The organism is Campylobacter sp. 2014D-0259 (assembly GCF_008000505.1).
Lineage (GTDB): Bacteria > Campylobacterota > Campylobacteria > Campylobacterales > Campylobacteraceae > Campylobacter_D > Campylobacter_D jejuni.
Map to the genome: position 1 here is coordinate 17,239 of NZ_VOAQ01000002.1, position 23,358 is coordinate 40,596.

The 23,358-nt window shown below is 31.1% G+C and carries 28 protein-coding genes, 5 tRNA genes, 2 pseudogenes and 1 riboswitch; of the genes and pseudogenes, 11 read left to right on the plus strand and 24 right to left on the minus strand.

Annotation, left to right across the window (positions count from 1 at the left end):
* Positions 1–59 precede the first annotated feature (59 nt).
* The 17 genes and pseudogenes from rplL to nssR all read right to left on the minus strand — a co-directional run bounded on the left by rplL (position 60) and on the right by nssR (position 7,893).
* Positions 60–437, minus strand: a complete 378-nt coding sequence (gene rplL, locus SR63_RS00075) for a 50S ribosomal protein L7/L12 (protein WP_002854820.1) — start codon at positions 435–437, stop codon at positions 60–62.
* A 20-nt stretch (positions 438–457) separates the two neighbouring features.
* Positions 458–937, minus strand: a complete 480-nt coding sequence (gene rplJ, locus SR63_RS00080; protein WP_002866976.1) for a 50S ribosomal protein L10 — start codon at positions 935–937, stop codon at positions 458–460.
* Positions 938–1,088: 151 nt separating this feature from the next.
* Positions 1,089–1,790, minus strand: coding sequence for a 50S ribosomal protein L1 (rplA, locus tag SR63_RS00085; RefSeq protein WP_002854928.1), 702 nt, complete (start codon positions 1,788–1,790; stop codon positions 1,089–1,091).
* A 54-nt stretch (positions 1,791–1,844) separates the two neighbouring features.
* On the minus strand, positions 1,845–2,270 hold the full coding sequence (gene rplK / locus SR63_RS00090; protein WP_002779452.1) for a 50S ribosomal protein L11: 426 nt from the start codon (positions 2,268–2,270) through the stop codon (positions 1,845–1,847).
* 25 nt (positions 2,271–2,295) lie between these two features.
* Positions 2,296–2,829, minus strand: a complete 534-nt coding sequence (gene nusG, locus SR63_RS00095) for a transcription termination/antitermination protein NusG (RefSeq protein ID WP_002851098.1) — start codon at positions 2,827–2,829, stop codon at positions 2,296–2,298.
* A 9-nt stretch (positions 2,830–2,838) separates the two neighbouring features.
* Positions 2,839–3,018 (minus strand): preprotein translocase subunit SecE, encoded by a 180-nt coding sequence (secE, locus tag SR63_RS00100; protein WP_002854985.1) that lies wholly within the window; start codon positions 3,016–3,018, stop codon positions 2,839–2,841.
* Between the two features lie 18 nt (positions 3,019–3,036).
* Positions 3,037–3,112 (minus strand) — tRNA-Trp (locus tag SR63_RS00105).
* 12 nt (positions 3,113–3,124) lie between these two features.
* Complete coding sequence (rpmG, locus tag SR63_RS00110) at positions 3,125–3,283, minus strand: 50S ribosomal protein L33 (RefSeq protein ID WP_002793551.1); 159 nt, start codon at positions 3,281–3,283, stop codon at positions 3,125–3,127.
* Positions 3,284–3,335: 52 nt separating this feature from the next.
* Entirely contained in the window at positions 3,336–4,535 is a 1,200-nt protein-coding gene (gene tuf, locus SR63_RS00115; RefSeq protein WP_002855271.1) for an elongation factor Tu, read from the minus strand.
* A 68-nt stretch (positions 4,536–4,603) separates the two neighbouring features.
* Positions 4,604–4,678, minus strand: a tRNA-Thr gene (locus SR63_RS00120).
* Between the two features lie 104 nt (positions 4,679–4,782).
* Positions 4,783–4,859, minus strand: a tRNA-Gly gene (locus SR63_RS00125).
* A gap of 6 nt (positions 4,860–4,865) precedes the next feature.
* Positions 4,866–4,951, minus strand: a tRNA-Tyr gene (locus SR63_RS00130).
* 49 nt (positions 4,952–5,000) lie between these two features.
* Positions 5,001–5,076 (minus strand) — tRNA-Thr (locus tag SR63_RS00135).
* Positions 5,077–5,167: 91 nt separating this feature from the next.
* Positions 5,168–5,928 (minus strand): annotated as a pseudogene (locus tag SR63_RS00140) (amino acid ABC transporter ATP-binding protein).
* Between the two features lies 1 nt (position 5,929).
* Entirely contained in the window at positions 5,930–6,586 is a 657-nt protein-coding gene (locus SR63_RS00145) for an amino acid ABC transporter permease (protein ID WP_002861208.1), read from the minus strand.
* Entirely contained in the window at positions 6,579–7,280 is a 702-nt protein-coding gene (locus tag SR63_RS00150) for an amino acid ABC transporter permease (protein WP_002866979.1), read from the minus strand. Before SR63_RS00150 ends, SR63_RS00145 begins: the two co-directional genes overlap by 8 nt.
* A 16-nt stretch (positions 7,281–7,296) precedes the next feature.
* On the minus strand, positions 7,297–7,893 hold the full coding sequence (nssR, locus tag SR63_RS00155) for a nitrosative stress-sensitive transcriptional regulator NssR (RefSeq protein ID WP_002866980.1): 597 nt from the start codon (positions 7,891–7,893) through the stop codon (positions 7,297–7,299).
* Positions 7,894–7,987: 94 nt separating this feature from the next.
* Here nssR and ctb point away from each other — a divergent pair, with 94 nt between their 5' ends.
* Complete coding sequence (ctb, locus tag SR63_RS00160) at positions 7,988–8,371, plus strand: truncated hemoglobin Ctb (protein WP_002866981.1); 384 nt, start codon at positions 7,988–7,990, stop codon at positions 8,369–8,371.
* Here ctb and recG read toward each other — a convergent pair.
* Genes recG through SR63_RS00175 form a run of 3 tightly spaced genes read right to left on the minus strand, consistent with a single transcriptional unit; the run spans position 8,368 to position 12,447 of the window.
* The gene (recG, locus tag SR63_RS00165) at positions 8,368–10,191 is read right to left on the minus strand and encodes an ATP-dependent DNA helicase RecG (protein WP_002866982.1); all 1,824 of its coding nucleotides are present in this window, start codon (positions 10,189–10,191) and stop codon (positions 8,368–8,370) included. The two genes, ctb and recG, sit on opposite strands and share 4 nt — an antisense overlap.
* Positions 10,181–11,401, minus strand: coding sequence for a M16 family metallopeptidase (locus SR63_RS00170; protein WP_002866983.1), 1,221 nt, complete (start codon positions 11,399–11,401; stop codon positions 10,181–10,183). Before SR63_RS00170 ends, recG begins: the two co-directional genes overlap by 11 nt.
* Positions 11,401–12,447 carry a dehypoxanthine futalosine cyclase gene (locus tag SR63_RS00175; RefSeq protein WP_002866984.1) on the minus strand — a complete coding sequence of 349 codons (1,047 nt, stop codon included), beginning with the start codon at positions 12,445–12,447 and terminating at the stop codon, positions 11,401–11,403. The genes SR63_RS00170 and SR63_RS00175 overlap by 1 nt, the downstream gene beginning before the upstream one ends.
* A 74-nt stretch (positions 12,448–12,521) precedes the next feature.
* Here SR63_RS00175 and SR63_RS00180 point away from each other — a divergent pair, with 74 nt between their 5' ends.
* Entirely contained in the window at positions 12,522–13,709 is a 1,188-nt protein-coding gene (locus SR63_RS00180) for an MFS transporter (RefSeq protein WP_002866985.1), read from the plus strand.
* A 15-nt stretch (positions 13,710–13,724) separates the two neighbouring features.
* Here the strand turns inward: SR63_RS00180 and nusA are convergent, their stop codons facing one another.
* Positions 13,725–14,813, minus strand: coding sequence for a transcription termination factor NusA (gene nusA, locus SR63_RS00185; RefSeq protein ID WP_002866986.1), 1,089 nt, complete (start codon positions 14,811–14,813; stop codon positions 13,725–13,727).
* A 126-nt stretch (positions 14,814–14,939) separates the two neighbouring features.
* Between nusA and SR63_RS00190 the strand changes: the two genes are divergently transcribed.
* The 6 genes from SR63_RS00190 to SR63_RS00215 are packed head-to-tail and all read left to right on the plus strand — an operon-like array spanning position 14,940 to position 19,086.
* A complete protein-coding gene (locus SR63_RS00190; protein WP_002851103.1) occupies positions 14,940–15,182 on the plus strand; it encodes an HP0268 family nuclease in 243 nt (80 codons plus the stop codon).
* On the plus strand, positions 15,179–16,480 hold the full coding sequence (gene miaB / locus SR63_RS00195) for a tRNA (N6-isopentenyl adenosine(37)-C2)-methylthiotransferase MiaB (protein ID WP_002857621.1): 1,302 nt from the start codon (positions 15,179–15,181) through the stop codon (positions 16,478–16,480). Before SR63_RS00190 ends, miaB begins: the two co-directional genes overlap by 4 nt.
* Entirely contained in the window at positions 16,464–17,093 is a 630-nt protein-coding gene (locus SR63_RS00200) for a lysophospholipid acyltransferase family protein (protein WP_032603127.1), read from the plus strand. Before miaB ends, SR63_RS00200 begins: the two co-directional genes overlap by 17 nt.
* A 1-nt stretch (position 17,094) precedes the next feature.
* Positions 17,095–18,054, plus strand: coding sequence for a hypothetical protein (locus tag SR63_RS00205; RefSeq protein ID WP_002866989.1), 960 nt, complete (start codon positions 17,095–17,097; stop codon positions 18,052–18,054).
* Positions 18,051–18,578, plus strand: a complete 528-nt coding sequence (locus tag SR63_RS00210; protein ID WP_002858498.1) for a hypothetical protein — start codon at positions 18,051–18,053, stop codon at positions 18,576–18,578. The genes SR63_RS00205 and SR63_RS00210 overlap by 4 nt, the downstream gene beginning before the upstream one ends.
* A complete protein-coding gene (locus tag SR63_RS00215; protein WP_002855018.1) occupies positions 18,568–19,086 on the plus strand; it encodes a hypothetical protein in 519 nt (172 codons plus the stop codon). Before SR63_RS00210 ends, SR63_RS00215 begins: the two co-directional genes overlap by 11 nt.
* Here SR63_RS00215 and thiC read toward each other — a convergent pair.
* From thiC to rpe, 3 genes are all read right to left on the minus strand, one after another.
* A complete protein-coding gene (gene thiC / locus SR63_RS00220; RefSeq protein ID WP_002866992.1) occupies positions 19,078–20,370 on the minus strand; it encodes a phosphomethylpyrimidine synthase ThiC in 1,293 nt (430 codons plus the stop codon). The genes SR63_RS00215 and thiC overlap by 9 nt on opposite strands.
* A gap of 56 nt (positions 20,371–20,426) precedes the next feature.
* Positions 20,427–20,531: riboswitch (TPP riboswitch) on the minus strand.
* A 21-nt stretch (positions 20,532–20,552) separates the two neighbouring features.
* Positions 20,553–21,314 carry a 3'-5' exonuclease gene (locus SR63_RS00225; protein ID WP_002866993.1) on the minus strand — a complete coding sequence of 254 codons (762 nt, stop codon included), beginning with the start codon at positions 21,312–21,314 and terminating at the stop codon, positions 20,553–20,555.
* On the minus strand, positions 21,311–21,958 hold the full coding sequence (rpe, locus tag SR63_RS00230; RefSeq protein ID WP_002859889.1) for a ribulose-phosphate 3-epimerase: 648 nt from the start codon (positions 21,956–21,958) through the stop codon (positions 21,311–21,313). The genes SR63_RS00225 and rpe overlap by 4 nt, the downstream gene beginning before the upstream one ends.
* Positions 21,959–22,097: 139 nt before the next feature.
* On the opposite strand from rpe, the gene rpmB reads away from it, so the two are divergent.
* The 3 genes and pseudogenes from rpmB to SR63_RS08710 form a co-directional block, all read left to right on the plus strand.
* Positions 22,098–22,292 carry a 50S ribosomal protein L28 gene (gene rpmB / locus SR63_RS00235; protein ID WP_002854974.1) on the plus strand — a complete coding sequence of 65 codons (195 nt, stop codon included), beginning with the start codon at positions 22,098–22,100 and terminating at the stop codon, positions 22,290–22,292.
* A gap of 184 nt (positions 22,293–22,476) precedes the next feature.
* On the plus strand, positions 22,477–22,692 hold the full coding sequence (locus tag SR63_RS00240) for a YdcH family protein (RefSeq protein ID WP_002855201.1): 216 nt from the start codon (positions 22,477–22,479) through the stop codon (positions 22,690–22,692).
* A gap of 420 nt (positions 22,693–23,112) precedes the next feature.
* Positions 23,113–23,358 (plus strand): annotated as a pseudogene (locus SR63_RS08710) (methyl-accepting chemotaxis protein); the annotation flags it as partial.

Consider the following 23,358-nt stretch of genomic DNA (forward strand, 5'->3'; position numbering starts at 1 on the left):
TAAAAATAAAAAAAGAAGACTTGCCTTGACAAATCTTCTTCTAACTTTAAAGCTTAAAATTACTTAAGTTCTACTTTAGCACCAGCTTCTTCAAGTTGTTTTTTAGCTTCCTCAGCTTCAGCTTTAGCCACACCCTCTTTTAGAGTTGAAGGAGTTTGCTCAACTGCATCTTTTGCTTCTTTAAGACCAAGGCCTGTAAGAGCACGAACGATTTTAATAACTTCAATCTTTTTAGCACCGCCATCAGTTAAAACGATATCAAATTCAGTTTTTTCTTCAGCAGCAGCTGCAGCACCACCAGCTGCAGCACCACCAGCTACCATTACAGGGGCAGCAGACACACCAAATTTTTCTTCAAATTCTTTTACAAGTTCTGATAACTCAAGAACACTTAAATTTGAAATATATTCTAATACATCTTCTTTAGAAATTGCCATTTTTTATCCTTTTATTTAATTTATTCAGATTCTTTTTTATTTTTAAGCGCATTTAAACCTATTGTGAAATTGGTAATTGGCGCATTCCAAACTTGCAAAAGCATAGCAAGCAACTCATTGCGTGAAGGCATTTTAGCAAGAGCTTTAACCTTAGCAACATCTGCAACTTCGCCTTCAATATAAGCTGTTTTGATTTCAAATTTATCGTTATTTTCTTCAAATTTAGCAGCTACTTTTGAAACACTTAGCTGATCTTCGCCCCAAAGATAAATATTTGTATCTTTAAGAACTAGACCTGTTTTACCGGAATTGTTAAGAGCAATGTTAGCCAAAGTATTTTTAACAATTTGAACTTTTACATTGTTTTCTCTTGCATTATTTCTAAGCTCTTCTAGTTTTTTTGTGCTAAGACCTCTGTAATTACAAACTACAATAGCTTCACTAGCTTTAAAACCTTCTTCAAGTTTAGCAATAATCTCAACTTTTTCGCTTCTAGTCACATTTTCTCCTTTCCGATTGAGATTTCAAGTAGAGTGGAAATCCAATTAAGCTTACGCCTCGACTATCTTCAATCTAAAATAAACATCTCAAAAAATCAAAAATTTTTTCAAATGTTTATTTTAGAACAAAAGAGTTGCAAAAAAGCAACTCTTATTTCATATCAAGCAATTCTTGTGTTTCAAGCTTTACAGAAGGGCTCATTGTTAAAGATAAAGCCGCATTTTTAATATATCTACCTTTAGCTGCGGCAGGTTTATGTTTGTTAATTGCCTTTACAAAAGTGCTAACATTGTCCCATAATTGTTCTTTGGAAAAACTTACTTTACCAAGACCTGCATGGATATTTCCTTGCTTATCAACACGGAAATTTACCTGACCACTTTTTGCATTATTAACTGCTTGAGCAACATCCATAGTCACTGTTCCGGTTTTAGGATTTGGCATTAAACCTTTTGGGCCTAAAATTCTACCAACTTTACCAACAAGTCCCATTAAATTTGGAGTAGCAATCAAAACATCAAAATTCATATTACCTTTTTGAATTTCTTCTACTAAATCATCGCTACCCACAATATCTGCACCAGCATTTTTCGCTTCATCAGCTTTTGCGTCTTTTGCAATTACAGCAACACGAACTTTTTTACCCGTTCCAGCAGGTAAAACGACAGATCCTCTTACCATTTGATCTGCATGTCTTGGATCAACATTAAGTTTTAAAGCAATTTCTACAGTCTCATCAAATTTAGCAGACTTTAAAGTCTTTATTGTATCAATTGCATCGCTTAAAGCATACTCTTTATTTGAATCAATTTTTTGTGATAATTCTTTTAATCTTTTTGCTATCTTAGCCATTTATTTTCTCCGCATTTTAAAGTGCTACCGCCTTTTACCTTGGCGGTGAAAGGATTAATCTACGATTTCAACACCCATAGAACGAGCTGAACCTGCAATAATTTTAGCAGCTTGATCTCTATCTTTAGTATTTAAATCTGCAATTTTCTTATCTACTATTTCTAAAACTTGAGCACGAGTTAACTTACCCACCTTATTTTTAAGTGGATTATCCGTACCTTTAGAAATTCCAGCTGCTTTTTTGATCAAATCCGTAGCTGGCGGTTGTTTTGTAATAAAAGTAAAACTTTTATCTGCATAAACAGTGATAACAACAGGGATATTAAAACCTGCCATATCTTTTGTTCTTTCATTAAAAGCCTTACAAAACTCCATAATATTAACACCTTGCTGACCCAAAGCAGGACCAACAGGTGGTGATGGGTTTGCTTTTGTGGCAGCAATTTGCAATTTAATTTCGCCTACGACTTTTTTAGCCATAACAAATCTCCTTACTTGATATAAATTAAATTATTTTCTCAACTTGAGAATATAAGATCTCCACTGGAGTTGAGCGTCCAAAAATAGAAACATTTAATTTTAATAAACCACGAACCATATCATACTCTTCTACAATTGCAGTAAAGTTTGCAAATGGCCCTTCTGTGATTCTCACATTTTCCCCTTCTTCAAAAGAAATCTTTGGTTTAGGCGCTGCACGATTGTGAACTTTTTCCAAAATCAAATTAATATCTTTTTCTGTTAAAGGGGTTGGCTTTTTGGATTCTCCAATAAAACGACCAACCTTTGGAAGAGATTGAATGCGATGCCAAAGCTCTGTATTTAAATCAAGAAGTGCAAAAACGTATCCTGAATACAAACTTCTTTCGCTAATCTTCTCCTTTCCATTCTTAAATTCAATAACATCTTCAGTTGGAACAACAATTTCTTTAAGTTGTTCTTCAATTCCGTTATCTTTTACTAAATTTTCAATGGCTCTTTTAACTGCCATTTCACTGCCAGCATAAGTTTGAATTGCATACCATTTATGAGTACTCATTTACTCTCCTTATACGATCGCAGAAACAATAGAGGACATAAGCCAATCCACTAACGCCAAAAACAAAGAAATCACCGCAACAACCACAAAAACTGTAATATAGGCATTTCTTACCTGTTCTTTTAAAGGAAAAATTACTTTCCTTAATTCGGCTTTTGATAATTTAAAATAAGTTATTAATTTTTCCATTTATTTAAACCTTAATTATGGCAGGGCAAGAGGGATTCGAACCCCCAACCATCGGATTTGGAATCCGGCGCTCTACCGTTGGAGCTATTGCCCTAAGGGCGCAAGCTTAACTTTTTAGCTTAACTTCTTTGTGAAGTGTATGTTTTTTTAATCTTGGGCAATATTTTTTTAATTCTAATTTTTCAGTAGTATTTTTACTATTTTTATAGGTGCTATAATTAATATCACCACATTCTTCACACTTTAAACCAACTTTAATTCTCATTTCAATTTTCCTTAAAAAATTAAAGCCAAGCTTTTAACTTGGCTTTATTAAATTATTTAATAATTTTAGAAACAACACCTGAACCAACAGTTTTACCACCTTCACGAATAGCAAAACGAGTTCCTTCTTCAAGTGCTACTGGAGCGATCAAGCTTACAGTAATTCTCACATTTTCACCTGGCATAACCATTTCAACACCATCAGCTAATTTAATCGAACCTGTAACATCAGTTGTTCTTACATAAAACTGTGGTCTATAGTTGTTAAAGAATGGAGTATGTCTACCACCTTCATCTTTATTTAAGATATAAACTTCAGCTTCGAAGTCAGTGTGTGGAGTAATTGATTTTGGTTTAGCAAGAACCATACCACGGATAACTTCTTCCTTTTTAGTACCACGAAGAAGAACACCTACGTTATCTCCTGCTTCGCCTTGATCCATTTCTTTTCTGAACATTTCAACACCTGTTACAGTTGTTGTTTGAGTATCTTTAATACCAACGATTTCGATAGTATCACCTACTTTTACAACACCTTTTTCAATTCTACCTGTAACAACAGTACCACGACCTGAAATTGAGAAAACGTCTTCTATTGGCATTAAGAAGTCTTTTTCAGTATCACGAGTTGGAGTTGGAATATAGCTATCAACTGCAGCCATAAGATCCATAATTTTTGCTGACCATTCACCATCTTGTCCAGCTTTAGCTTCTTCAAGAGCTTTTAAAGCAGAACCAGAAATAATAGGTGTATCATCGCCTGGGAAATCATAAGAGCTTAATAATTCTCTAATTTCCATTTCAACTAACTCTAGAAGTTCAGCATCATCAACCATATCTGCTTTATTCATAAAAACAACAATATATGGAACGCCTACTTGACGAGAAAGAAGAATGTGTTCTCTAGTTTGTGGCATAGGACCATCTGCAGCAGAAACAACCAAGATCGCTCCATCCATTTGTGCAGCACCTGTAATCATGTTTTTAACATAATCTGCGTGACCTGGGCAGTCAACGTGTGCATAGTGACGATTGTCTGTTTCATATTCAATATGAGAAGTAGCAATAGTAATACCACGCTCTTTTTCTTCTGGAGCATTATCGATATTATCATAATCTTTAAGCTCTGCTAAACCTCTTCTAGAAAGAACAGCAGAAATAGCAGCTGTTAAAGTAGTTTTACCATGGTCAACGTGACCAATAGTACCAATATTTACGTGTGGCTTATTACGTGAAAATTTTTCTTTAGCCATTTTTTTCCTCCGTATAAAAAATAAATTGAGCAAAGCAAGTCTTATATCTATATAATTTTTTCAATTCATGGAGCTCATAGCGGGAATTGAACCCGCGACCTCTCCCTTACCAAGGGAGTGCTCTACCTCTGAGCCATACGAGCGCTCAGAAAAATTATACATAATAATAGACAACAAAAACTCTTAAATGGGATATATACTGTAAGTTAAAGGTTTTAAAATACAGCTCCCAGTTCTTTTAAATTGTTGGAGCGGGAAACGGGACTCGAACCCGCGACCCTCAGCTTGGAAGGCTGATGCTCTAGCCAACTGAGCTACTCCCGCAAAGCATGGTGGTGAGTCGTGGATTCGAACCACGGAAGGCGAAAGCCAGCAGATTTACAGTCTGCCCTCGTTGGCCACTTGAGTAACTCACCATAAAAATATTGCTTTTTCAATATTCTGGTCAAACACTGCTAAAATAAATGGAGCTGGTTAAGGGACTTGAACCCCCGACCTGCTGCTTACAAGGCAGCTGCTCTACCAACTGAGCTAAACCAGCAAAAATAAAAGTGAGATTATAACTCAAAAAAAAATTTTTGTCAAGACTTTTTTAGTTTTTCTATAAAATTTTAGTCTTGTAAAGTTTATTATCATAAACCGATATTATTTTTATCTATTTATGATAATCAAACAAATTTAAAAATTTCTTTGCTCTTTCGCTTTTTGGATTTTCAAAAAAACTTTTAGGATCATTTTCTTCGATGATTTTTCCTTCATCCATAAAAATAATTTTATCTGCTACAGCTTTAGCAAAACCCATTTCATGAGTAACAATAAGCATAGTCATACCCTCTTTTGCAAGATTTAGCATTACCTCTAAAACTTCTCTAACAATCTCAGGATCCAACGCTGCTGTAACCTCATCAAAAAGCATTAACTCAGGATTCATACATAGACTTCTTACTATGGCAATTCTTTGCTTTTGTCCTCCGCTAAGTTCTCTTGGATAAGCATGAATTTTATGCAAAAGCCCCACCTTTTCAAGCCAAATTTTAGCCTCTTTTAAAACCTCATCTTTCTTTCTTTTTTGCACTTTCATAGGCCCTAAAAGTATATTTTCTTCAACACTTAAATGCTCAAAAAGCTCATAAGATTGAAAAACCATACCAACTTTTTGACGCATTCTTGGCCATTCTTTAAAATCTTTATCTATTTTCTCATTATCAATATAAATATTACCACTTGCAATCTCTTCAAGCCCATTAATACAACGCAAAAGCGTAGATTTTCCACATCCGCTAGGACCTAAAATCACCACAACTTCTTTAGCCTTAACTTCTAAATTAATATCTTTTAAGGCGTGATGCGAACCATAATACTTTTGTAAATTTTCTATTTTTAGTATGCTCATTTTAGCTCCATTTTTTCTCTAATTTTCTTGAATATAAAGTGATAGGATAACAAAGTATAAAAAAGATAAAAAAAATCAAACCATAAATAATAAAAGGTGCAAAATCATTTCTATTATGAAATTCTATAATTTGTTGCCCTACTTTTACAAGCTCTACCGCGCCGATTAAATAAGCAAAGGTTGTACTTTTAATCATACGAGTAAGTAAATTCATGCTCATAGGAGTTAAACGACGCATAGCTTGTGGAATAATAATATAAACAAAACTTTGCACCGTATTTAAACCTAAAGATGATGCACTTTCATACTGATGTTTTGGAATACTCTGCAAGGAAACACGCACCAAATCCATCATCTCAAAACAACCCCAAATGCTAAAAACAATAATAGCTGCACTTACAGAACTCAAATCCCACCCAAACCATCTAGGAAAACCAAAATACACCACAAAAAGCCATACTAAAAGTGGCATAACACGCACAAATTCTAAACCCAAACGACAAAAAGCATAGATATAGGTATTTTTAAAACTCATTAAAATTCCTAAAAATAACCCACCTATCGAAGTAATAATAATGCTGATAAATGAAATTTCAAGAGTGACAAAAAGCCCTTGCCAGAGTCTTAAAAGCGTATCGGTATTTAAAAGTTCAAGCATGAAGCAACCTTTTTTCAAACTTTAGCAAAATAAAAGACAAAGGTAAGATAATACACAAATATCCCATAAACAACAAAAACAATAGCTCATCTGTCTTATAGGTTAAGGAATTTAAACTCTTCATTAAATTCACCAAATCTGGCAAGGCAATAATACTAACGACTGAAGTTTCTTTGATTAAAAATATAATATTAGCACTAATACTTGGCATAGAAATAGCCAAAGCTTGCGGCAAAATCACATAACGCAAATTTCCAAATTTTGAAAAACCCAAAGAAAGTCCCGCTTCAAACTGCTGTTTTCTTATGGCTTCAAATCCCGCTCTTAAACTTTCAGCCATATAAGAACCTCCTAAAAAACTAAGTCCTACTATAGCACAAGCAAAAGAAGGCCTTAAAGTTTCTTCTACGCTTAAGCAAATCAAATCAAGCGGTGGAATTTGCTCTAAATGTATATTAAATTTAGGTAAAGCATAATATAAGAAAAAAAGTTGAATTAATAAAGGCGTATTTCTTGAAAACTCTATATAAAGCTTGCAAATATTTTCTAAAATTTTTATTTTAAAATAACTCATTAAAATGCAAAACAAGCCTATTATCAAAGAAAAAATAATTCCAAAAAAGCTTAGTTTTATCGTAAGCCAAGCAGCCGTTAAAAAAGCAGGAGCTTGAACTAATATAAAATCAAAATCCATTCTCTACCTTAAATTTTTACCAAAGTTCTTTCATGATCATATCTTTATTTAAAATTTCAATTCTACCTTTTTTTGTATCAATAAGTTCTGAAATTTTAAGTTCTTTTAACACTCGAGATAAAGATTGTGCTCTAACATTTAAATCAATTGCAATTTGTTTTTGTGAAATTGTATCTAAATTTTTTTCATTTTCCAAAAGATACTTTAATAATCTCGTCCTTAAATCTAATGCATTTTGAGATAATTTCTTTTCTAAAATTTTAATTTTATCAAAAAGTGAACTGATAAGTAAAAAATTGAATTCTTTATTTTCACTGCATAAATTTTGAAAATTAATAAAATCAATTTCCAAAATTTCTCCATCTTCCTCAAATATAGCATTAGCAGGATAATTTAATTTTTTAAAAGCAGGCATTTCTGCTATAAAATTTGGAGGATTAAAATAATGCAAAGTAATTTCTTTATCACTTGCTGTACTTTTATAAATGCGTATTTTTCCCTTGAGTAAAATAAAAAATTTTTTAGCCTCTTCGCCCTCATAAAATAAAATACTATTTTTTTGAATTTTTTTTAATTTTCCTACACTAGATAAAAGTTCTAAATAATCTTTCATTATATACATTTTCCATTCTTAACTTATGTTAAATTTAATTTATCTTATTTTTGCTATATTAACGCCATAAAATTAACATTTAAGAAAGGCTTATATGAAATTTGAAACAATTAATCAAGAAAGCATAGCAAAACTCATGGAAATATTTTATGAAAAAGTTAGAAAAGATAAGGATTTGGGCCCTATTTTTAACAATGCTATTGGAACAAGTGATGAAGAATGGAAAGAACATAAAGCAAAAATAGGAAATTTTTGGGCAGGCATGCTTTTAGGAGAAGGTGATTATAATGGGCAACCCTTAAAAAAGCATCTAGATTTACCTCCTTTTCCTCAAGAATTTTTTGAAGTTTGGCTAGGACTTTTTGAAGAAAGTTTAAATATGGTTTATAATGAAGAAATGAAAGCAGTTATTTTACAGCGTGCACAAATGATAGCTTCACATTTTCAAAATATGCTTTATAAATATGGTGGACATTAATTTGGCAATTTTTTTGCCAAATCTTTTTTCACCTTTTCTAAAATCTCCTCATCCTTGGAAAAATCAAAAAATTTAAACTCATTTCCATGTTGCATAAAACCATCGAGCAAATCTCCACTCAAACGATTTTTAAGATCAAGCTCTGCTATTTTAAACCCATCTAAAGTGCTAGCAAATTCTTTTAAACGACTCGGAATTTCTTTAAGTTTAGTATAAAGATAGCAAGTACTTTTAAGCCCTACACGACCTACACGGCCACGAAGTTGATGTAAGGTAGCAAGTCCTAAACGTTCCGCCCCCACAATCACTATCATACTCAATCTTGGCAAAGAAATACCTACTTCCACCACTGTAGTGCTTAGTAAAATATTTCCCTCATCTCTAAAACGCTCTAAAATTTCATCTTTTTGTTTATCTTTTCCATGAGTTACAAAAACTTTTTCATAATGACTCTGCCAATATTCTTTGGCCTGCTCTAAAGAAAGATAAGGAATATTATCACTAGCACTCACTAAGGGATAAATAATGATAATTTGATGATTTTTAGAAATTTCTTCCTTGATCTTCTCGCTAAGCTTAGAAAAACCTTCATTTTGTATGCAATAAGTTGTAATATCTTTTTTAAAAGGCATTTGTTTAATAAAGCTAAAATTTAAAAGTTCAGATTGTATCATGCTTAAAGTTCTTGGAATAGGCGTAGCTGAAAACTGTATAAAATGAGGGGCAAATTCTTGCTTATTTAAAGAATGAATTTTTTCACGCTGAGCTGATCCAAAACGATGTTGTTCATCTATCATTACAAGCACGGCATTATGACTTTCTAAATGAATTAAAGCATGAGTGCCTATGATAAGATTTGCTTTTTGGATATTTTGTTCTAAATCTTTTTCTTTTTTACCCCCTTTAATAAACAAAATATTCATAAAATCAGGTAAAAATTTCTTAGCCTCTTCATAAAGCTGATACGCTAAAATACTAGTAGGTGCCATTAAAATAGCTTGCTTAGGATAAACCATCAAAGCCGCACCGAGTAAAACCAAGGTTTTACCACACCCCACATCACCCATAATCACACGCCTTTTGGCTTCTTTTGAGTGTAAATCTTTTTCTATGTCTTTTAAGGCGTTAAGCTGATCTTTAGTAAGAGAAAAAGGCAAATCTTTAAGCCAATTAGCTATATTAAAAACATTGATTTGATGAGCTTTAAAATGCGTTTGTTTAGCTTTTAAACGCTTTAAAAAATTATATATTTCTATATATTTTAAATCTTTGCTAAAATTTTGCAAATTTTCAAACATAAAAAAACTTTTTTCATCATAAGCATGTAAATTTAAAAGAAAATGTATATATTTATCCTCTATGCCACTTTCTTTTAAATTTTCATAATTAAGATATTTATGTATAAAAGCGGCAATTTTTGTATCTTTTAAACCTAAAATTTGATACTTTGGACTAAAACCCTCAAAAGAAGTTAAAATTTTAGGATTGTTAAATTGCCAAGTGTGATTAAAACGCGAGAGTTTAGCATTAAAAATAAGCTCTTTTCCTACCTTGCAAACCCCAAAATGCCAAGCTCTAGGATGAAAAAATACAAAAGAAATATTTTCTTGCCATTCTTCACAAAAACCTAAACCAAAAAGTTGATTTTTTCTTGAACTAACGCTTTTTATAGTGATTTTTTGGGTGCAAATTTCATTTTCTTTGGGATTTTTACTTGGATTTAAATTTTCAATTTTTTTAGGTAAAAGAAGCGCTAAATCAATAGCACTTCTAATTTTTAATTTTTTAAAAAATTCAAAATCACTTTCTTTAATTTTCATTTTGTATGCTTGCAAAACTTATATTTAAAAGTTCTTGATGTTTTTTAATATAAGCATTTATGGTTTCAAGCTTAACCTTTTCCATAAGTTTTAATTCTTCTTTATAGTATCCCAAATTTAAACCTTGATAAAATTCATTAAAGGCTATAGATAAACGCTTACTTAAGCTTTCATAACGCAAAGGAGTTGATCCTATGAGAAAATTTTTAGCTTGATCAAGTTCGTTTTGAGTCATGCCATTTTTTATAAAATCTTCAAAGAGCTCTTTTACGATTTTCTTAGCTTCTTTAGCGCTTTCATTTTTAGTTTGTAAATATCCAAAAACTCTAGAAAAAGACATATTCATATCAAGCATAGCATAAGCTGAGTATGCAAGACCTCTTTTAACGCGAATTTCTTCCATAATCCTTGAACCAAATCCTCCTTGCCCTAGAACAAATAAAGCAATTTTTGCAAGATATAAATCCTTATCTTTAAAATCAGCAAAAAAAGGCGTAGCAAAATAAATATAAGCTTGTTCACTTTCTGGGCGTACCAAAATTTCATCTTTGATGTTTTTGCTTAACTCATATTTTTTTGGAGTATTTTTTTTACCTATTTGAAGTTTTGATAAGAGTTTTAAAAGATCTTCCTTGGCTTGTTTTTCTTCTAAATCTCCTCCTAAAATCACAACCAAATCACTAAGATGGATAAAATTTTTATAAAAATTTTGCAAATCTTTTAAAGACAAAGTTTCTATACTTTTTTCATCTCCATCATTTGGACTTTGAAATTCTTTACATTTAAAAATTTGAGCATTGAGTAAATTTTTTGCTAAATAATCAAAATTACTATTTTTACTCGCGAGCTCACCTAAGGCATTGATTTTTAATTTTTGCAAAGTTTTTTCTTCTATTCTTGGTTTTAAAAGCAATTTTTCTAAACTCTTTAAAGCAAAATCAAAATTTTCTTTCAAGCAAGAAAGATTGATTTCCAAACTTTCAAAACCACTACTTGCCTCTAAATTTATCGCTCTAAATTCTAAATCCTTAAAAAATTTATCATCCACGCCTTCATTTAAAATGCGTGAAAACATTTTAGCCAAACCTGCTATTTCATCATAACTTCTAGCGCAATTTCTAAAAACAAGCTTTAAAACAACAATAGGAAAATCAGAATTTTTTTCAAAAATAAAAGGGATTTTAACACCCCTACTCTCTAAATACTGCATTAAAACCTTTCTAAAATTTCATAAGCGGTATTGCGTTTAGCTGGATTTTCGCCTAAACTTCTAATCAGCCTTATCATCTCATCTTGATTCATTCTATAACTTGCTCCTGCAGCACTTACTACATTTTCTTCCATCATGGTTGAGCCTAAATCATTAGCCCCAAATTTTAAAGCAAGTTGACCTATAAGCGAGCCTTGAGTTACCCAAGAACTTTGTAAATTTTTAAAATTATCTAAATAAAGTCTTGCTAAAGCTAAAAGTCTTAAATACTTGTTAGAACTTTGTTTCATAATCTCTGGATGTTTTTGGATTAAAGCAGTATTATCACTTTGAAAACTCCATAAAATAAAAGCTCTAAAACCACCTGTTTCATCTTGTAATTTTCTTAAATGTTCAAAATGATCGATGATTTCTTCATCATTTTCAACCGTTCCAAACATCATAGTAGCTGTACTTTTCATACCGATTTTATGAGCTTGGCGATGTACTTCTAACCAAGTAGCTGTATCACATTTATTGGGTGCAATGATATCACGCACCCTATCGCTTAGCACCTCAGCACCTGCTCCTGGTATAGAAAATAAACCCTTAGCTTGTAATCTTTGAAGCACTTCAGTAATTGAAATTTTAGATGCTTTTGCAATATAAGCGATTTCAACCGCTGAAAAACCATGTACAGTGATATTTGGATAATGTTCTTTTATCCAAGAAACTAATTCTTCATACCATTCTATTTTTAATTTTGGATGCACCCCGCCTTGAAAAAGAATTTGTGTACCCCCAATAGCTTCAAGCTCCTCTATCTTTTTATCTATTTCTTCAAAACTTAAAATATAAGCATCATCTTCTTTATGATGACGATAAAAAGCACAAAAAGAACAATCAATACAACAAACATTAGTATAGTTAATATTTCTATCTACAACAAAAGTAGTGATTTTTTCAGGATGAAGTTCTAATTTTCTTCTATAAGCCATTTCTCCAAGCTCTGTTAAACTTGCATGATGTAATAAATCTAAAGCTTCTTTTTTATCCAGTCTTTTCAAAATTTTTCCTTGTTTTTTGCATAAATTAAAATAATTATAGCATTTAAAATATAAATTATGCTATAGTTTCGCTTATGAATTACATTGAACTATTAAAAAATAATAAAAATATCAGAATATTAGCTTCGGTTCAGTTTATAGTATATTTTGGAGCATGGTTTTCTCAAACAGGAGTTTTTACCCTTTTGGTTGAGCTTAATGCTCCTACTTGGGCAACAGCTACAAGTGCTATGCTTGCTTTTTTACCTGGAGTTTTGCTTGCTCCTATTAATGGCGTCATAGTAGAGAAAAATAAACCTAAAAAACTTTTACTCAATATGATTAGTATAGAATTAATTTCTATTTTTTGTCTTATTTTTGTCACAAGTCTTAGTATGCTTTGGCTTTTATTTATTTTAATTTTCATAAGACTTTGTGTTGCTTCGATTTATTTTCAAGCTGAAATGAGTTTATTGGCGAAAATTTTAACCCCTCAAGAACTTAAACTCGCTAATGAAATGCACAGTGTCATTTGGGCGATTTCTTATACAGCAGGTATGGCAAGTGCGGGAATTTTTATTTATTTTCTAGGAGTTAAAACCGCTTTTTTATTTGACTGCATGCTTATACTCATAGGCATTTCTTTTTTAGTAAGATTAAGCATTCCTGATTTTCATCAAAAAACACAAAGTCGCTTTTTTATCATGATAAAAGAAGGATTTTTCTATGTTTTAAATAATAAAATAATTTTTCATCTTATCTTGCTTCACGCTTTTATAGGTTTAACTGCTTATGAAACCTTAGTTACGCTTTTAGCGCAACATCAATATAAAGAAGTTTTATCTGCTGCTTTAGTAATAGGGTTTTTAAATGCGGTACGTGCTTGTTCTTTGGCTATAGGACCTATGGTTTTAAGCAAATTTATCAATGATAAAAATTTATTTTACATGTATCTTGGTCAAGGTTTTGGTATTATACTTTGGGCTTTAACTCAATTTAATTTTTATATTTCTTTTTTAGGATTAATTGGTGCAGGTTTTTTTACCTCAGCGCTTTGGGCTTATACCTACACTATGATACAAAAAAATGCCGACAAAGAATATCATGGTAGGGTGATCGCTTATACAGATATGATTTATCTTAGTTTTAGTGCTATTATTTCAATGCTTATGGGCTTTTTGTTTGAAATAGACCTGAGTTTAGAACTGATTACAGGCTTATTGGGTATGATTTTTATCTTTGCGGCATTTTATTGGAAGTGGTTTTATAAAAAATATTTGTGAAAATTCACAAATATTTTAAATTTTAAATAAATCTTGAAGATTTTTCATTGCTTCTTCATTACTGATGGCATTATTTAGCTGCGATGAGCTTAATTCATTGAGCTCTATTTCATAACCACTTAACATAGAAGCAAGGCGAATATTAATACCATTTTTTCCTATAGCTTTGCTTTTTTGTTCGCTATTTAAACTTACAATAGCTTTTTTATCTTCAATTTTTACAGAATTTACAATAGCAGGAGCCAAGGCACGAGAAATTAAAATTTCACTCTCATTTGTAAATTCTATACAATCAATATTTTCATTATGAAGCTCTTTGCTTACTGCATTAATTCTTACACCTTTAACACCTACTGTAGCACCTACAGGATCGATATTTGCTCCATTGGCCTGAAGAATGATTTTTGCTCTTTCACCTGGAATTCTAGCACATCCTATAATATTGACATAACCATCTTTGATTTCTGGAACCTCAGCTTCAAGTAAACATTCTAAAAATTTAGGACTTGTACGACTAAGCTCGATTTTAATACCCTTATCTGTATAAACACGGCGTATCACAGCTTTTGCCACATCACCTATTTTAAACTTTTCCCCTTTAATGCGATTTTTTCTCGGTAAAAAAGCTCTTAATTCATCTATTTCAATAAAAGTATTTTCTTCATTATCCACTCTAACAACTGTACCAAAAACCATTTGCCCTACTTTGTTTTTATATTTTTCAAAAATAGTTTGTTCTAATAATTTTTGTATATGATATTCAAGTTCTTTATGCAAGGTATTTACCGCAGTTCTTCCTAAATTTTCCAAAGAACATTCATAGGTTAATTCATCTCCTATTTCAACATCTGGAGCTTCTGATTTTGCCTTACTTAACGCGATAAAACTCTCACTTTTATTTTGCAATCTCTCGTCATTATCTGCTACTATGGTAATTTTTTGATAAAGATTTAAATTTTTAGGATCCACAAAAAACTCATATTCTTGTCCATAAATTCTTTTTGCAGTATTGATTAAAGCGGTAGCTACCTTTTCTCTTACATTCTCTAAGTTTAAATTTTTTTCATTAGCAATAGATTCGATAATATCTGCTATCTTTTCCATATTTTATAAAACCTTTTTTGTGGGAAATTTAAAAATGTAGATAAAAATTATATCCTTAATAAGTTTAATTAAAAGTAAAATTTGCTAAAATTATAGATTAAAATGAAAATTCTTAAGGATTTAGCTATGGAATTAAAATTGGCAAGAACTTTGATTAATGAAAAACCTAAAAATATTAGCCTAGAAAAAATCGAAGAGGCTATAGAAAAAGAAGGACAAAAGTTTTTTTATTTTGATAAAGATAATACACACAAACAACTCATTGCCCTTGTAAATCATTTTGAAAAAAAAGGAGTAAGCATTTATCATAGAACCGTAAAATACGGACTTGATGATAATGATTTTATGTATGAGGTACATATTCTTTGAGTGCTAAAAAACTTTTTATCCAAACTTTAGGTTGTGCGATGAATGTCAGAGATTCTGAGCATATGATCGCAGAATTAACACAAAAAGAAAATTACGCACTAACAGAAGATATCAAAGAAGCAGATCTTATTCTTATCAATACCTGTTCAGTGCGTGAAAAACCTGTGCATAAACTTTTCTCAGAAGTGGGTGGCTTTGAAAAAGTTAAAAAAGAAGGTGCTAAAATAGGAGTTTGTGGATGCACTGCATCACATTTGGGAAATGAAATTTTCAAACGTGCTCCTTATGTGGATTTTGTTCTAGGGGCAAGAAATATTTCCAAAATCACTCAAGCTATAAAAACTCCAAAATTTATGGGGGTGGACATAGACTATGATGAAAGTGAATTTGCTTTTGCAGATTTTAGAAATAGTATTTATAAATCCTATATTAATATCTCCATAGGTTGTGATAAACACTGCACTTATTGTATAGTGCCACATACTAGAGGAGATGAAATTTCCATACCTTTTAACATCATCTACAAAGAAGCTCAAAAAGCCGTTGAAAAAGGCGCTAAAGAGATTTTCTTGCTAGGACAAAATGTCAATAACTACGGCAAAAGATTTAGAAACGAACATAAAAAAATGGACTTTTCAGATCTTTTAGAAGAACTTAGCACTATAGAAGGTTTGGAACGCATTCGCTTTACAAGTCCACATCCTTTGCACATGGATGATAAATTTTTAGAAGTTTTTGCCAATAATCCAAAAGTTTGCAAATCCATGCATATGCCTTTACAAAGCGGTTCAAGTGAAATTTTAAAAGCCATGAAACGTGGCTATACTAAAGAATGGTATTTAAATAGAGCTTTAAAACTTAGAGAACTTTGTCCAAATGTTAGCATTTCTACAGACATTATTGTAGCTTTTCCAGGGGAAAGTGAAAAAGATTTTGAAGAAACTATGGATGTTTTGGAAAAAGTGCGTTTTGAACAAATTTTTTCTTTTAAATACTCCAAACGCCCTTTAACAAAAGCCGCAACCATGCCTAATCAAATCGATGAAGAAACAGCTTCAAGAAGACTTAGCACCTTACAAAATCGTCATAGTGAAATTTTAGATGAAATTGTAAAAAAACAAGAAAATAAAACTTTTAAAGTTTTATTTGAAGAATTAAGAGCAGGCAATAGCATTGCTGGAAGAACAGATAATAATTTTTTAGTTCAAGTTGAAGGTAGCGAAGAACTTTTAGGGCAATTTAAAGAAGTAAAAATCACTAATGCAAAGCGTATGGTTTTATATGGGGAAATCGTTTAAAATCCATTGCTTAACATATATAATTTTCATCTTGCAATGGCTTATTTTTTTAAGCTGTAAAAAGCACTATAAAGGTGAAAAAGTTGACCGTAAAGCTAGTGTGATACTTTTTTGGCATGGAAAATTAGCACTCATGCCTTTTGCGTTTAGACATTATAGACAAAAAAATAAAAAAGCCTATGTCATGATCTCCCACCATAAAGATGGAGAACAAATTGCAAAAATCATCAAGCTTTTCGGTCTTGATACTGTAAGAGGAAGCACTTCAAGGGGTGCTAGCAGTGCACTTAGAGCTGCATTTAAAGTTTTAGAACAAAATGACGATATAGTTATCACGCCTGATGGTCCACGTGGGCCTTATCATAGTATTTCAGATGGTTCTATCATTTTGGCTCAAAAAAAAGAACTAAAGATAAGAATTTTAAACTATGAAGCAAATCGTTTTTGGGAATTTAAAAGTTGGGATAAGATGATCTTGCCAAAACCTTTTAGTAAGATTACTTATAGTCTAAGTGAACCTTTGGATATTTTATCTTTAGATAAAGAAAAAGCTAAAGAATTTCTAATGGAACAATTTGATAAAATTAACTTAGCTGATCAATTTAAGGAATGAAATGTTATTTTTACTTAAAAAAATATTTCCACAACTTTTTATTAGTATTATTTTAGAAGATAAAAAAAATATTGTAAAAGCTTCTATTTACAGAGGAAATAAACTAATCAGTAGCAATGAAAAAACTTTTGATAAAAGTGAAAATTTATTAGAATACATAAAAAATTTAAGCAAGCATTTCTTATTTTACCACACTGCTTTATTTTTAGACGCCAAAGAACAAGGATTAATACCTAGTACAAATATTCAAGATTGTGAGCACTTTAATATAGGAAAAATCAGCTTACAGCATATTTTATTTAATAATGCCCTTGTTTATACGGCTACCGAACATGTGGAATATTATAGCGAGCTTTTTGAAGAATATAGAGGTTTAGATTTTTTATATTCCCCTTTTGCCCTTCTTTACTACAATATACAAAAAGAAAAACAGCCTGATGATCAAATTTTACTTTATGGATTTAAACAAGGACATCTTTTGGCAATTATTGTTGCTAAAGGCAATACTATTTTATACGGTGATTTTAAAATATTTGAGCAAGAATTAGGTTTAGAGCTTGAACTTCCATCAGAAGATAATCAAGAAATTGAAAACAACAACGATGATACTGAAGTTACCTTAGATAACTTCAATGAAGCCTTAAATAATAAATTTGATCTACTTGATCAAGAAAATAATCTTGAAACTTTGGATAATAATGATAATTTTAATCTTGATGAATTAAATCAATTTAGCAATGATATGGAACTTTGCCGTTATATTATTACGAGCATTGAAAAATTTTACAATGATGATAAATATGCTGGGGTATTTATCAATGGTATTTTATTATATAGCGAATCAGATATTAACATAAGTGCTATTGATTTTTTAGAAAGTGAAACTTTTTTAGAGATAAAAACGAAACAAATCAACACCTTAGATCTTATGATAGAATTGATGCAAAAGGAGCTTAAATGACTTATAGCTTCATACAGCCAAGAAAAAAACCTATTTTCACACTCTTTGATAAAATTTGGCTAGGACTTTTTGGTTTTAGTATATTATTTATCTTGCTAGTATATTTTACATATACAATAAAAATTGCATTAATCAATAGCTCTATCGATGATGAAAAACAACAAGTTATAGTGCTTCAAAATCAAACTAAGCAAAATGAAATGCTTTATGAAATTTTATTTGATCAAAGCCAAATAGCGAAAAATTTTAACACTCAAAATCAAATTGTTAAAGAAAGCTTAAGAAATCTATTTGATATTATTGTAAAAACTGATAATATTACTCTTGAAAGTGTTGAACAAGACGAATATTCCTTAAAACTTATCGGAGTCACTCCTACAAGAGAAATGTTTACTCTACTTTTAGAAACCCCTTTAAAAAGCATCTTTGATCAAAGCTATACAACCTATTATCGCTTAGATAATGGGTGGTATCGTTTTGTTAGTATTAGTAAACAAATTCCAGGAGTTGCAGATGAAAGATAAAAGTCTAGAAGAAATTGATTTATTAAAGCTTATCATTTGCGCGTTAAGTTTTATAAGCGTTTGCACAGCCTTGATCTTATTTTTACTTTTACCGACATTAAAAAACTACAAACAAGCAAATCTTAGAGAAAACTCACAACTTGCTATCTTAAAAGCCGCTAAATCAAAATTTGACTTTAGTGAAGATAAAATATCAACTCTAAGAAGCGAAAACAACAAAAGTTTAGAGCAATTTGAGCAAAATTTTAATATAGGAAATTTTGATATTTTTTTACAAAAATATTTTCAAAATGTAAAAATTCAAGAAACTAAGCCCAAAAAACAAGAAAAATATCTAAAAAACCGCTTAGCCATTAAAGCGACAATGAACAATCCTAGAAGACTTTATGATTTTATTGATGCTCTAAAAAACTATAATAATTTAATCAAGCTTGATTATCCACTTAATCTTAAAGCAGGAGAGCAAGGTATCTCTATAGATCTTACTCTCAAAGTTTATTCAAGCTAAACTCACATCTTCGCCTTTTAAAATTTGATTCATAGTATTCATTGCACACATTTTTCCACACATGGAACATGAGTTTAAATCATCAGGGCGACGCTCATTAAACATTTTTTTAGCCTTTTCTCCATCAATAGCAAGTTTAAACATTTTCTCCCAATCTATCTCTTGTCTAGCCTTACTCATCTCATCATCTCTTGCTCTTTCTTTTGGAAGTTTAGCTATATCTCCCGCATGAGCTGCAATTTTAGTCGCAACTATACCCTCTCTAACATCTTCTAAATTTGGAAGTCTTAAGTGTTCAGCAGGTGTTACATAACACAGCATATCAGCACCGCTAGCTGCAGCCACAGCTCCTCCAATAGCACCACTAATATGATCATACCCTGCACCAATATCTGTTACCAAAGGTCCTAAGACATAAAAAGGCGCTCCTTTGCATAAACGCTTTTCTAATTGCATATTTACCTCTATTTCATTAATAGCCATATGCCCTGGACCTTCTATCATTACTTGAACCCCAACATCCCAAGCCCTTTGGGTAAGAAGCGATAATTCTATAAGCTCTGAAATTTGCGCCCCATCACTTGCATCGTGAGTAGAGCCAGGACGCAAAGCATCGCCCAAAGATAAAGTTACATCGTATTTTAAACAAATGTCAAGCAAATCATCATAATACTCAAAAAAAGGATTTTCAGCATCTTTCATCATCATCCAAGCATAAAGCACAGAGCCTCCTCTTGAAACTATATTTGTAAGTCTTTTACTTTGTTTAAAAATATGCGCTGCGCGAGAATTAATACCTGCATGAATTGTCATAAAATCAACCCCACTTTTAGCATGATGATATACAACATCTAAAAAGTCTTTAGCACCAATTTGTTTTAAATCTTTTTCTAAAAATCCTACCGCATCATATACAGGAACTGTTCCTATCATAGCTTTTGAAACATTAACAAGCTCGTCTCTAAAACGACTTGTTTTGCCATAATTGCTTAAGTCCATAATCGCTTCTATGTCAAATTTATGAGCGAGCTCTACTTTTTTCATTTCCTCGCTATAATCAACGCAATCATTTGAAACTCCTAAATTTACATTAACCTTAGTACGCAGTCCAAAACCTATACCATTTGGATCAAGACTTTTATGATTAATATTTGCAGGGATAATAATTTTACCGCAAGCAATATTTTCAAGCAAAAAATCTTTACTTAAATTTTCTTTTTGTGCAACAATCTGCATTTCTTTAGTAAAAACACCTTCTTTGGCATAATTCATTTGAGTTTTCATAAATTTATCCTTTAAAAAATTTGGATAAATGAAGGGTGAGTATAAATTTTTAAAGTATTGAAATTTATAAATCTTCCCGACGCTGGCATTATCCAGATCCGGTTCGGTCTAAGCTTTTAGCTTACTCTCAGCCTGTTACACAAGCTCCCGTCATTTATGTTTTAATTATACACTTTAAATATTTATTTTTGCTTTATGCGTGCAGTTTTTGTAAAATTTATAAGTTCTTCTGTAGTTTTTATATGATAAGGAAGTTTTCCAAGGCAATATTTAAAAATTTCAGCAGCTGCCAAAGCATCATCTAAAGCCCTATGATGCGTATTTTCCACGCCCAGAAATTCTTTCAAAACCTCTAGTTTATATTTTGGACTTTCTATACAACATTGTGCAAATTCTATAGTGCAAATACGACGATTAAGCAAAATGCCAAAACCACACTCATTTAAAGCCTTAGAAATAAAACTATAATCAAAACGCACATTATGCGCTACAAAAATACTGTCTTTTAAAAAAAGCCTAAAATCACTTAAAACCTTTGCTAAACTTGGAGCATTTTCCACCATCTCATAAGTAATACCCGTAAGTTCGGTTATATTTTCTGGAATTTCTTTTACTTTAACAAAACTTTGAAAGCGTCCAATTTCTTTAGAATTTTGAATTTTTACTGCTCCAATTTCTAAAATTTCCCCCTTACTTACGCCGCCAGTACTTTCTATATCTACTATACAAAAAATTTCATCTTTAATTTTTGTTGTGCGTGTTTTAAGGGTAAAAATATTATCTTTATTCAAAGTTAAGCCCAAACCCAAAAGCTCAAAAGTTTCCAAATCTAAATCAAAATTTTTTAATTCTTCAACTTTGGCAAACTCTTGCATCACCCAATCATAAGGCTTGCTTTGCTTATTTAATATAGAAATAATCTGATCAATTTGCTGTGAACTCAAAATTCAAGCTTTAAAGATGAAATTGCAGTTTTATAATCATTAGAAGAAAAAATATAACTTCCAGCCACCAAAATATCAGCTCCGGATTCCTCTAAATCGCTAGCATTTAAACCATTAACACCACCATCAACCTCTATAAAAACTTTAGCATTTTTTTTATCAATCATTTGGCGCAATTCTTTGATTTTTTCATGTACCAAAGGTAAAAATTTTTGTCCACCAAATCCAGGATTAACACTCATTAAAAGTACCATATCTACAAATTCTAGCATGTGTTTAATAGAATCAATAGGAGTGTGCGGATTTAAAACAATAGCAGGATGGATTCCTTGACTTCTTATATATTCACAAAGTCTTATAGGATGAACTTCGCTTTCCATATGAAAAGAAATGAATTTTGGTTTCAAAGGGATAAAAAGATCTATAAATTTACTTACATCTTTAACCATCAAATGCACATCTAATGGCAACTTACTAATAGTTGAAATTTTTTCGATCACGCAAGGTCCAAAAGTCAAATTTGGAACAAAGTGTCCATCCATTACATCAATATGTAAAAGATCTGCACCTGCAGCTTCAATAGCTTTAACTTCTTCTTCTAATTTCAAAAAATTTGCAGACAATAAACTTGGAGCTACATACATGATCAAAACCTTAAAGTATATATAAATGTGATAAATAATATTTTATCGACTTATATATTAAAAAAACTATAAATTATGGAATATTTTAAGCTTAATTTTGATAAAATCTCCATTTAAAAATTTTCATAAGGACAAGAAAATGGCAAGAGTATGTCAAATCACAGGCAAGGGTCCAATGGTGGGTAATAATGTCAGCCATGCTAACAATAAAACAAAAAGACGCTTTTTACCTAATCTCAGAACAGTTCGTGTAACTTTAGAAGATGGCACCACGAGAAAAATGAGAATCGCAGCTTCTACTCTAAGAACTCTAAAAAAACAAAATTCTAAATAATTTTGAGGATTTATTCCTCAATTTTAAAATTTCCAATTTAAAAATAAACTTTAATAAATCACTTATATAACACACATTTAAAAATTATTATTAATTTTATTATTTTTTAAGCCAAAAATATCTTTTAATAGTGTAAAATACCTTGTTAAATGAATTTTAAATTTCACTAATACAAGGAGAGTTTATGCTACATGAATATAGAGAATTAATGTCAGAGCTAAAAGGTAAAGATGCTCATTTTGATAAACTATTTGATCGTCATAATGAACTTGATGACATGATTAAAGATGCAGAAGAAGGTAGAACTTCTCTTAGCAGCATGGAAATTTCAACTTTAAAAAAAGAAAAGCTTCATGTAAAAGATGAACTTAGCCAATATCTAGCAAATTATAAAAAATAAGGCAAAACAATGTTTGGAAGTAAAATAAACCATTCTGATCTTCAAAAACTTGAAGAAGAAAATAAAAATCTTGCACATAAAATTGAAAAATTTCAATCGGAAAATTTAGAATTAAAAAATAAAATTACATCATTAGAACAAGCGGCTTTAGAGTCTAAACTTAAAACAGATCTTTTAAATGTTTTATTAACTGGGGTTTTAAAAAATATTACTATTGTTCAAGGCGATATGTTAGAAAATGTAAATAAGGCAGAAGTTATCTCTAGCTATTCTAAAACTTCTCTTGCTGAAATGGATGAACTTAACCATATTGCTAATTCTATCAATGCTTCCTTAGGGAATATTACAGAATCAGCCAATAAAACAAGAGATGTTGCAGGAACATTGCATAGAAGTGTAGATGAAATTACTAATGTAATTAATCTAATTAAAGATGTTTCCGATCAAACCAATCTTTTAGCTCTTAACGCTGCCATAGAAGCTGCACGCGCAGGTGAACATGGGCGTGGTTTTGCTGTTGTTGCCGATGAAGTAAGAAAACTAGCTGAAAAAACACAAAAAGCAACCACAGAAGTTGAAATGAATATCAACCTTCTAAAGCAAAATGCAAATGAAATGTATACTCAAAGTGAGCAAGTTGAAAAAATTTCTATAGATTCTAATGCT